The organism is Burkholderia sp. Ac-20345 (assembly GCF_017104825.1).
Lineage (GTDB): Bacteria > Pseudomonadota > Gammaproteobacteria > Burkholderiales > Burkholderiaceae > Burkholderia > Burkholderia lata_B.
Genome location: NZ_JAAGPO010000287.1, coordinates 1 through 9,690 on the forward strand (window position 1 = coordinate 1; position 9,690 = coordinate 9,690).

10 protein-coding genes are annotated in these 9,690 nt (G+C 68.1%); 2 read left to right on the plus strand and 8 right to left on the minus strand.

Features of this window, described 5'->3' with window-relative positions:
* Window positions 1–492 (plus strand): phosphatidylglycerophosphatase A (locus tag G3O06_RS44240; RefSeq protein WP_205819850.1); only part of this gene is annotated, 492 nt, incomplete at its 5' end.
* A gap of 31 nt (window positions 493–523) precedes the next feature.
* On the plus strand, window positions 524–1,024 hold the full coding sequence (locus G3O06_RS44245; RefSeq protein WP_034186407.1) for a CinA family protein: 501 nt from the start codon (window positions 524–526) through the stop codon (window positions 1,022–1,024).
* A gap of 38 nt (window positions 1,025–1,062) precedes the next feature.
* Here G3O06_RS44245 and G3O06_RS44250 read toward each other — a convergent pair whose 3' ends face one another.
* From G3O06_RS44250 to G3O06_RS44285, 8 genes are all read right to left on the minus strand, one after another.
* Window positions 1,063–2,121: a haloacid dehalogenase-like hydrolase gene (locus tag G3O06_RS44250; RefSeq protein WP_205819851.1), complete on the minus strand. Its 1,059-nt coding sequence runs from the start codon at window positions 2,119–2,121 to the stop codon at window positions 1,063–1,065.
* A 201-nt stretch (window positions 2,122–2,322) separates the two neighbouring features.
* Window positions 2,323–3,150, minus strand: coding sequence for an orotidine-5'-phosphate decarboxylase (pyrF, locus tag G3O06_RS44255; RefSeq protein ID WP_011350899.1), 828 nt, complete (start codon window positions 3,148–3,150; stop codon window positions 2,323–2,325).
* Between the two features lie 39 nt (window positions 3,151–3,189).
* Complete coding sequence (locus G3O06_RS44260) at window positions 3,190–4,251, minus strand: aldose 1-epimerase (protein WP_205819852.1); 1,062 nt, start codon at window positions 4,249–4,251, stop codon at window positions 3,190–3,192.
* Window positions 4,252–4,300: 49 nt separating this feature from the next.
* Window positions 4,301–5,116: an SDR family oxidoreductase gene (locus G3O06_RS44265; protein ID WP_205819853.1), complete on the minus strand. Its 816-nt coding sequence runs from the start codon at window positions 5,114–5,116 to the stop codon at window positions 4,301–4,303.
* 29 nt (window positions 5,117–5,145) lie between these two features.
* Complete coding sequence (araH, locus tag G3O06_RS44270) at window positions 5,146–6,162, minus strand: L-arabinose ABC transporter permease AraH (RefSeq protein ID WP_043191339.1); 1,017 nt, start codon at window positions 6,160–6,162, stop codon at window positions 5,146–5,148.
* 70 nt (window positions 6,163–6,232) lie between these two features.
* Window positions 6,233–7,744, minus strand: coding sequence for an L-arabinose ABC transporter ATP-binding protein AraG (gene araG, locus G3O06_RS44275; protein WP_205819854.1), 1,512 nt, complete (start codon window positions 7,742–7,744; stop codon window positions 6,233–6,235).
* 67 nt (window positions 7,745–7,811) lie between these two features.
* Window positions 7,812–8,807 (minus strand): arabinose ABC transporter substrate-binding protein, encoded by a 996-nt coding sequence (locus tag G3O06_RS44280; RefSeq protein WP_205819855.1) that lies wholly within the window; start codon window positions 8,805–8,807, stop codon window positions 7,812–7,814.
* A 102-nt stretch (window positions 8,808–8,909) separates the two neighbouring features.
* Entirely contained in the window at window positions 8,910–9,689 is a 780-nt protein-coding gene (locus G3O06_RS44285; RefSeq protein ID WP_174916871.1) for an SDR family oxidoreductase, read from the minus strand.
* Window position 9,690: the final 1 nt, after the last annotated feature.

Below are 9,690 nucleotides of genomic sequence, written 5' to 3' on the forward strand. Positions count from 1 at the left end.
TACGCCCCGCAGCGCGCGACCGCGCGCTTCATGCTGTCGCACCCGGCGCACATCCTGTCGCTCGGCTTCGGCAGCGGGCTCGCGCCGATCATGCCCGGCACGTTCGGCTCGCTGTTCGGCTGGCTCACGTTCGTCGTGCTCAACCGCTACCTGACGGTGCCCGAATGGTGGGCGCTGATCGCGGCCGGCTTCGTGGCGGGCACGTGGCTCACCGGTTTCACCGCGAGGAAGATGGGCACGGCCGATCCGGGTGCCGTCGTCTGGGACGAGATCGTCGCGATCTGGCTCGTGATGCTGTTCGTCACGCCCGCGACCTTCGTCGGCCAGCTGTGGACGTTCGTCGCGTTCCGCTTCTTCGACATGCTCAAGCCGCCGCCGATCCGCTATTTCGACCGCCGCCTGAAAGGCGGGCTCGGCATCATGGTCGACGACCTGGTCGCCGCGTTCATGACGCTGCTCGTGATCGCCCTGTGGCGCTCCGTCGTCGGCTGACCGATTTCCCGACTCCCGTTTCCCGACGCGCATGCCAACCGATTCCGTCGTCCACCAGCTTGCGATCCGCGCAGGCAACAAGCTGCGTGACGAGCACCTGACGCTCGCCACCGCCGAATCCTGCACCGGCGGCATGATCGCCGCGGCGATCACCGACATCTCCGGCAGCAGCCAGTGGTTCGAGCGCGGCTTCGTCACGTACTCGAACCAGGCCAAGATCGAGATGATCGGCGTGCCGCCCGACCTGATCGACAAGCACGGCGCCGTCAGCGAGCCCGTCGCGCGCGCGATGGCCGAAGGCGCGCTGCGCAACAGCCGCGCGCAAGTCGCACTGTCCGTCACCGGCATCGCCGGCCCGGCGGGCGGCAGCGAGAAGAAGCCGGTCGGCACCGTATCTTTCGGCTGGAGCAACCGGCTGCATACCGACGTCGAGACGCTCGTGTTCAAGGGCGACCGCGAACAGATCCGCACGCAGGCGGCCGCGCATGCGCTGCGCGGGCTGCTGAAGCTGCTCGACGAGCGCGAGGGCTGATCGGGCCGGGGGCACGTGCCGCGCCCCCGCTTGCCCGCTTACTGGATCGCGTCGGGCTTCACGACGATCCAGTTCTTGTCCGCCGTCACCGGCAGGCCGAGCGATTTCTGCTGCGCGGCCGATTCTTCCGACCACGCGCGGATCTGCGCCATCTGCTTGTCCTTCTTGTTCACCCACACGCGCACGCCGCCGCGCGCGACGTCGGTCGCGTTCAGCAGCATGTAGCCGTCGGACGTCGGCGTGTCGCCCGCGACGAGCACCGGCTTCTTCCACTGGTCGATCCAGCCGACGATCGAGCCGAGCTTGCCTTCGTACCACGTCATCGGGTTCATCAGGAACGGCGTGATCACCAGATTGCGGTTCGCGGCCTCGTCGTACTTGCCGGCCTTGATCTGCAGCCGGGACGTCGTCAGCGCGCCGGTCGCCGGGTTGCGCAGCAGCGTCGTCACGCCGATCACGTTCTGCGGCTTCACGTTGTAGCCGTACTTCGGGTCGGACAGCACGAGCCGCGCGAGTTCCTCGTGCGCGGCCGTCATCACGTAGACCTCGATCCCGTTCTCGCGCAGCGCGTTGTACAGCTCCTGCATCCCGCGGAAGAAGCGCGGCGGGTTCACCGTGCCGTCGACCACCTTGTCGCCCTGCCAGTAACGGATCGGGACCGGCTTGCCGTCGGCGAGCATCGCGTCGACGTGGCGCTTCAGGTCGTCCAGCGACTGCCCGGCGAACGCCTGCGCGACCCACGGGTAGCAGACCAGGTCGTCGATCTCGCACAGCCGGTAGTAATAGCTCGTCAGCGATTCCTTGTAGTCGGCGGAATCCTTGAACGGGATCAGCTTCAGCGACGGGTCGAGCGTGTCGCGCGTCAGCACGCCGCGGTTCTCGAGGTACGGCAGCAGCGACTCCTCGAGGTCGTAGCGGTAGGTCGTGTTGTCGGCGTCGAACACCGCGTAGTCGCCGCGGTTCGCGTGCGCAGCGATCATCGCGTTCAGCGCCTTCGCGCTGTCGGCAGGCCAGTGCGACAGATCCGCCGCATGGGCGAACGTCATGCACAGCGATGCGGCGAACGCGCTCAGGATTCGGCGGGACAGCTTGGGCATGGCGTCACTCCCTTTCTTGACATTTTCGTTACGGATCGATGACAAGCGGGAGCATCGCGCGATTAAATTGCGGGCATGCGGTGCGGAAGCGACGGGAAATTGTCAGCGTGCGTCAGTGCAGCAGACATCGGGGCAGGCAGAGGAACGGCCCGCGAACGCGGGCCCGGCGATGCAAGGCCGCCCGGGCGGGCGGCCGGTATTTCAGCGATGCGCGTTGATCGTGTCGCGCGTCTTCTGCGCGGCGAGCGCCGCGGCTTCGGCGAAATCCTCGCCCTTGCTCGCGTACAGGATCGCGCGCGACGAGTTGATCATCATGCCGGTGCCGTCGGCCGTGCGGCCCGCGTTGACGGTCGCCTGCACGTCGCCGCCCTGCGCGCCGATGCCGGGAATCAGGAGCGGCATGTCGCCGACGATCCCGCGCACGATCTCGATTTCCTTCGGGAACGTCGCGCCGACCACGAGGCCGAGCTGGCCGTTCTTCGCGTTCCACTTGTTCGCCGCGAGGTCGGCGACGACCTGGTACAGCGGCCGGCCGTTCGTGTCGAGGAACTGCAGGTCGGAACCGCCCGGGTTCGACGTGCGGCACAGCACGATCACGCCCTTGCCTTCGTGCTCGAAGTACGGCTCGACCGAGTCGTAGCCCATGTACGGGTTCACCGTGACGGCATCCGCGCGGTAGCGCTCGAACGCCTCGCGCGCGTACTGCTCGGCCGTGCTGCCGATGTCGCCGCGCTTCGCGTCGAGGATCACGGGCAGGCCCGGGTGCTGGAGGTGGATGTGCGCGATCAGCCGCTCGAGCTGGTCTTCCGCGCGATGCGCGGCGAAGTAGGCGATCTGCGGCTTGAACGCGCTCGCGTATTGCGCGGTTGCGTCGACGATCTGCCGGCAGAATTCGAAGATCGCGTCGGGCTGGCCGTCGAACTGCACGGGGAAACGCGACGGCTCGGGATCGAGGCCGACGCACAGCAGCGAGTTGGTGCGCTGCCACGCGGCGCGCAGCGATTCGATGAAAGTAAGCGGGGAAGACATGGCGGGTACTCGCGGCAAACCGTTGGTAGACCGCGTATTTTACCCGCGTCGCCGGCGCTCCTCGCGCATCGCGGCATTGCCGCGCGCATCGGCCCGCTCGACGGTGAACGCGAAACGCCGCGTGAGCCGCTCGCCGGGCGCGAGCAGCGTCATCCCGTGCGCGGCCGCGCCACCCGGCAGGTTCACCGCATTGATCGGATGATCGACCGGCTCGAAGCAGAAGAAATCCTCGCCTGGCGGCGTATAGAGCACGTACGCGTCGGCGTCGGCCGCCACCGTCAGCGACAGCCCGCGGCGCGGCCAGCTCACCGTCGCGTGGCCGCCCCAGCCGGTGAACGCATGATTGACGAGCACGGCCGGCAGCGGATACGCGACGCCGAACTGCCAGGCCGGCGGCACGCTCACGTGCCGCACCGGCAGGAAATCGGCACCCGACAGCCACAATCCGCCGGCGGCCGCGGCCAGTTCGGTCGCGGCGTCACGCACGAGGAACGGATGCACGCCGAGCCCGAACGGCAGCCGCGCGCGCCCCGCGTTCTCGATCGTCAGCGCGATCGACAGCGTCGCGTCGTCGAGTTCGAACGACTGGATCGCGCGGAACGCATACGGCGCGCCGGCGGTGCGATCGAGCGACAGTTGCAGCGACGTGCCGGTCGCATCGTCCACCTGCCACGGCGCGAGCCAGCCGTCGCCGTGGATCGGCAGCGGCTCGTCGCGGCGGTTGCGCGGCACCGCGACGCTGCGCCCGTCGCATTCGAACCGCCCGTCGCCGATCCGGTTCGAGTACGGCAGCAGCGGATAGCACGCGAGCTCGTTCGGATCGGTCGCCGTCTCCGGGTGCTCGCAGCGGCGGAACACCGGCATCAGCGCGCCGTTGTCGCCACGCCAGTCGAAGCGCGCGATGCCGCCGCCAAGATGCGGCAGCACGTCGAGCCGCAGCGACGCATTCGACAGCGTGACGGCCGCCGCATGCGCGGCGCCGACGCCCTGCGCGAAGGCAGCCGTCTGCGGGCCGGGGCTGACCGGCTGCGCGGCGGCGGCCAGGCGCGCGCGGCGCGACTGGCTGGTGGACGACGATGCGCGCGAGGACGTGGCGGTCATGGTGAACTCCTTTCCTTCGTCGAAAATTCGATGCGGGTCGTGCGAACAGTCAGGCCCAGCCGCCGTCGACGATCACGTCCTGCGCGGTGATCATCCGGCTGTCGTCGGCCGCGAGGAACAGCGCCATTCGCGCGAGATCGGCGGGCAGCAACTCGGCATCGAGGCACTGGCCGGCCTTGATCGCCGCGCGACCCGCGTCGTCGAGCCACAGCCGCCGCTGCTTGTCGGTCATCACCCAGCCCGGCACCAGCGAGTTCACGCGGATGCCGAACGGGCCGAGGTCGCGCGCGAGACCGCGCGTCAGCCCCTGCACGGCCGCCTTCGCCATCACGTAGACGGGATAGCCGCCGTTCTTCAGCATCCAGCTGATCGAGCCGAGGTTGATGATCGCGCCGCCGCCCTGCTGCTTCATGTCGTCGATCACCGCCTGCGCGGCGAAGAACTGGTGACGCAGGTTCACCGCGATGCCCGCGTCGAACGATTCGGGCGTCACGTCGCCGACCGCGTGGCGCGCGTCGTTCGCCGCATTGTTCACGAGCACCGCAATCGCGCCGATGCGCGCGCGGATCGCGTCGATCGCATGGCGCAGCGCGCCGATGTCGGTCAGGTCGCACTGAAGGAACAGCGGCGCATGACGCACGTTCGGCGCGTTCGCGAGGCTTTCCGCCAGCGCGGTACCGGCCGCCGCGTCGAGGTCGACGAACGCGACGCGCGCGCCCTGTTCGGCGAAGTGCTCGACGAACGCCGCGCCGATGCCGGTCGCGCCGCCCGTGATCAGCACGGCGCGATCCTCGAGGCTCGGATACCGTGCATAGCGCGCGTGGCTCGCGGTGTGCGTGTCGTGCGCGGAAGTGTCGATGGTCATGCGGTTCGTCTCCGTGAGAGCAGATCGGGTCAATCGCGGACGCCGCGGTTCTTCAGCTGGTCGAGCAGCACGGCCGCGAGCAAGATCGCGCCGCGCACGAGGTACTGGTAGAACGCGTCGATGTTCAGCAGGTTCATCACGTTCTCGACGGTGCCCATGATCAGTACGCCGATCACGACGCCCGAGATCGTCGCGCGGCCGCCCATCAGCGACACGCCGCCGAGCACGCACGCGGAGATCACGTTCAGCTCGAAACCCTGCGCGGCGTTCGGCTGGCCCGACGTGATGCGCGACGCGAGGATCACGCCCGCGAGCGCCGTCACCGCGCCCTGGATCAGGAAGATGTACACGCGCGTGCGTTCGACGTTGATCCCCGCGAGCCGCGACGCTTCCGGGTTGCCGCCGATCGCGAGCGTGTTGCGGCCATATACCGTCTGGTTCAGCAGCACGCCGAACGCGATGAAGCACAGCAGCGTGACCCAGATCGGCAGCGACACGCCGAACAGCGACAACCCGCCGAGCGCGATGAAGGTATCCGACGACACGCCGACCGCCTGCCCCTTTGACACGATGAAGCCGAGCCCGCGCACGATCTCCATCGTCGCGAGCGTCGTGATCAGCGCGTTGATACGCAGGTACGCGATCACCGCGCCGTTCACGAAGCCGATCGCGGCGCCCGCCGCAACCGCCGCGACGATCGCGACGAACGTGTTGTCGGTCGCGTTCAGCACCATCGCGCACAGCACGCCGGAGAACGCGACGGTTGAGCCGATCGACAGGTCGAAGTCGCGCGACGCGAGACAGAACATCATCGTGCACGCGACCATGCCGATCTGCGAGATCGACAGCGCGAGGCCGAGCATGTTGTCGATCGAGAAGAAGTGATCGACGGTGAGCGACATCGTGATGAACATCACCGCGAAGATCGCGATCAGGCTGTATTCGGTCAGATGCTGCCACCACTTCTGGCGGTCGCTCTGCTGCGGCACCAGCGCGTCGGCCGACGGCTTCACGGCGGCGCTGCCAAGGTTTTCGTTGACTTGCATGATTGTGTCTCCTGCTCCTGCATCGCACGGCTCGCGCCGCGCGTGTTCGATTCGAATGTCGTGTATCGCGTCAGGCCGCCTCGACCGCGCTCGTCTGCGGCAGCGCAAGGCTCAGCACCGCGTGCTCGTTCGCCTGTTCGCGCGGCAGCTCGCCCGCGATCCGGCCTTCACGCATCACGACGATGCGATCGGATACGCCGAGCACTTCCGGCAGCTCCGACGACACCATCACGATCGCGCAGCCGCGTTCCGCGAGCCGGTAGATCACGTCGTAGATCTCGTGCTTCGCGCCGACGTCGATCCCGCGCGTCGGTTCGTCGAGGATCACGACCTTCAGGTCGGGCTCCGCGAGCCAGCGCGACAGGATCGCCTTCTGCTGGTTGCCGCCCGACAGGAAGCGGATCTTCTGCCGCCGGTTCGGCGTCTTGATCTTGAGCCGCTGGATGAAGCGGTCGGCCGTTTCGCTTTCGGCCTTGCCGTTGATGAAGAGCCCCGCGCGCAGCGAATGGCGGCGGCAGCTGATGTTGATGTTCTCCGCGACCGACGCGATCGCGATGATCCCTTCTTCCTTGCGATCCTCCGGACACAGCACGATGCCGTGGCGGATCGCGTCGCCGGTGCGCTTCACGTCGATGCGCGCGCCGTCGAGCGTCAGCACGCCCGCGCGCCGGTGATCCGCGCCGTACACGAGCCGCATCAGTTCGCTGCGGCCCGCGCCGACGAGCCCGAAGAAACCGACGATCTCGCCCGCGCGCACCGAGAAGCTCGCGGGTTCGCGCAACGCCGGGCCGTCGATGCCTTCGGCGGCGAACCGCACGTCGCCAAGCGCGCGCGGCGCGTAATGGTAGATATCCGAAATCTCGCGTCCGACCATCTCGGCGACGAGCCGCTCGCGCGGCACGTCGGCCAGCGATTCGTGCGACGCGATCTTGCGCCCGTCGCGGAAAATCGTGCACGCATTGCAGAGCCGGTAGATCTCGTCCATCCGGTGCGAGATGTAGATCAGCGCGCGGCCCTGCGCACGCAGATCGTCGACGAGCTTGAACAGTACCTCCGTCTCGCGATGAGACAGCGAGCTGGTCGGCTCGTCGAGCGCGATCACGCGCGCATTGCGCATCAGCGCCTTGCAGATCTCGACCATCTGCCGCTGCGCGATCGACAGCCGCCCGAGCTTCGCGTCCGGATCGAGATCGACGCCCATCGCCGCGAGCCGCTCGCGCACGTAGCGTTTCGCCTCGCGCTTCCTCACCCAGCCGAACGCATTCGGCAGGCGGCCGAGCAGCAGGTTTTCCGCGACCGTCAGGTCGGGCACGTACTGCAGCTCCTGGTGAATCACCGCGATGCCGGCCGCGATCGACGCCGCCGCACTCGCGAACTGCACGGGCTGGCCGTCGACCAGCACGCTGCCCGCATCGGGCTGGTATTCGCCGCCGAGAATCTTCAGCAGCGTCGACTTGCCCGCGCCGTTCTCGCCCATCAGGCCATGCACCTCGCCCGCATGCACGTCGAACGAAATGCCGTCGAGTGCGCGCACGCCAGGAAAGACCTTGCCGATATTGTCAAAACGCAGTGCCGCTGACACGTCGTCTCCCCACTTCCGGATCGATCGACCGCCGGCCGCCGCATCGCCGCGGCAGCCGGCGGGCCGCTTACTTCGACGCGAGCCCCATCTCGTCGCGCACCTTCGACACGTTGTCGCGCGTCGCGAGCATGCCGGTCGTCAGCGTCAGCGCCGGCGGTGCCTTGCCCTGCGTGATCCACGTGTACATCAGGTCCGAGGTTTCCTCGCCGTGGCGCTTCGGGCTGATGATCACGGTGCCGTAGAAGCCCGTCGGCTGCGGCTTCTTGAACTCGTTCAGCGCCGAATCGGACCCACCGATGCCGATGCCGATCATGTTGTCCGCCTTGAAGCCGCGCCCTTCGGCCGCGCGCACCGCGCCGAGCACGGCCTCGTCGTTCAGGCCGTACGCAACCCAGTGCTTGAACTGCGGATTCTTCGTGAGCGCGATGTTCGCCGCGTTGAATGCGTTTTCCGTGTCGGTCTTCGCCTGCGGCGCCGCGATCACGTTCGCCTTCGGGAAGCCGGCGGCCACCAGCGCGTCGGTCGCGCCGCTCGTGCGGTCATGCGCGGTCGGCAGCTGCTCGTAGGTGATGTCGATCGCGCCGACGTCCTTCATGTCCCAGCCGCGCTTCTTGATCTCGGCCGCGATGCCGTCGCCGACCTGCTTGCCGATGTTGTACGCGGAGATCCCCATGTGCGGGACCGCCTCGATCGGCTTGCCGGCGCCGTCGACGAGGCGGTCGTCGACCGTCATCATCTTCAGGTTGTGCGACTTCGCCTTCGCGACGATGCCCGGCCCGAGCTTCACGTCGGGCGTGCAGATGATGAAGCCCTGCGCCTTCTGCGCGGACAGGTTGTCGATCGCGCTCATCACCTTTTCACCGGACGGCGCGCCGATCTTCACGAGCGTGAAGCCTTTTTGCTTCGCCGCCATCTCGGCGAACTTCCACTCGTCCTGGAACCACGGCTCTTCCGGCTGCTTCACGAGGAAGCCGATCTTGACCGGATCGGCCGCGTGCACGACCGGGCTCCCGATCACCACCGCTGCCGCGGCGGCCAGCGTTACGAACGTTCTGCGTTTCATCTCCAGTGTCTCCTTGTCTTCATCGAACAGGATGCAGCCGCTTGTTGGTTTCGACGCAGCGTGCGCGCGGCCGTCGCACGTGCGGTCTTTCGAATCGTTGCGTCAGTCGTGATACAGCGCCGCGCGCCCGCCATCGACGGTGATGCACGCGGCATTGATGAACGGCGCCTCGTCGGACGCGAGGAACACGGCCGTCATCGCGACCTCCTCGGGCCGGCCGATCCGCTTCATCGGCTGCAGCGCGAGCGTCTGCGCGCGCGCGGCGGCCGGATCGGGCTGCGCGTCCCACCAGTCGCGCGTGAGCTGCGTCTCGATGTAGCCCGGCGCGATCGCGTTCACGCGCACGTTGCGCGCCGCGTATTCGATGCCGAGCGCACGCGTGAGGCCCAGCACGCCATGCTTCGCGACCGGGTACGGAAAGCAGCCCGGGATGATCCTGAACGCGTGCGTCGACGCGATGTTCACGATGCTGCCGCGGCCGCGTTCGACCATCCCCTCCAGCGCCGCGCGGCAGCCGTGCCACACGCCGTCGAGATCGACCGCGAAGCAGCGGCGCCAGTCGTCGTCGGTCATCGTCAGCGGATCGGCGAACACGTTGATGCCCGCGTTGTTCACGAGCACGTCGAGCGGGCCGAATGCCGCCTCGGTCTGCGCAAGTGCATCGCGCACCGCATCCTGCCGCGCGACGTCCGCCTGCAGCGGCAGCACGCGCGCGCCGGTGATCTCTTGCGCAATCTCGGCCGCCGTGCGCTGCGCCTGCGGGAAGTCGAGATCGACGAGCGCGACGGCCGCCCCCTCGCGAACGAACGCGCGGGCAATCGCGGCGCCGATGCCCCGGCCCGCGCCCGTCACCATCGCGACCTTGTCCGCGAGGCGGCCCATC

What these genes read in the sequence shown, in the direction of transcription:
- G3O06_RS44245 (WP_034186407.1), top strand. Translation starts at nt 524, where the DNA reads ATGCCAACCGATTCCGTCGTCCACCAGCTTGCGATCCGCGCAGGCAAC.
- G3O06_RS44250 (WP_205819851.1), bottom strand. Translation starts at nt 2,121, where the DNA reads ATGCCCAAGCTGTCCCGCCGAATCCTGAGCGCGTTCGCCGCATCGCTG.
- pyrF (WP_011350899.1), bottom strand. Translation starts at nt 3,150, where the DNA reads ATGTCTTCCCCGCTTACTTTCATCGAATCGCTGCGCGCCGCGTGGCAG.
- G3O06_RS44260 (WP_205819852.1), bottom strand. Translation starts at nt 4,251, where the DNA reads ATGACCGCCACGTCCTCGCGCGCATCGTCGTCCACCAGCCAGTCGCGC.
- G3O06_RS44265 (WP_205819853.1), bottom strand. Translation starts at nt 5,116, where the DNA reads ATGACCATCGACACTTCCGCGCACGACACGCACACCGCGAGCCACGCG.
- araH (WP_043191339.1), bottom strand. Translation starts at nt 6,162, where the DNA reads ATGCAAGTCAACGAAAACCTTGGCAGCGCCGCCGTGAAGCCGTCGGCC.
- G3O06_RS44280 (WP_205819855.1), bottom strand. Translation starts at nt 8,807, where the DNA reads ATGAAACGCAGAACGTTCGTAACGCTGGCCGCCGCGGCAGCGGTGGTG.
- G3O06_RS44285 (WP_174916871.1), bottom strand. Translation starts at nt 9,689, where the DNA reads ATGGGCCGCCTCGCGGACAAGGTCGCGATGGTGACGGGCGCGGGCCGG.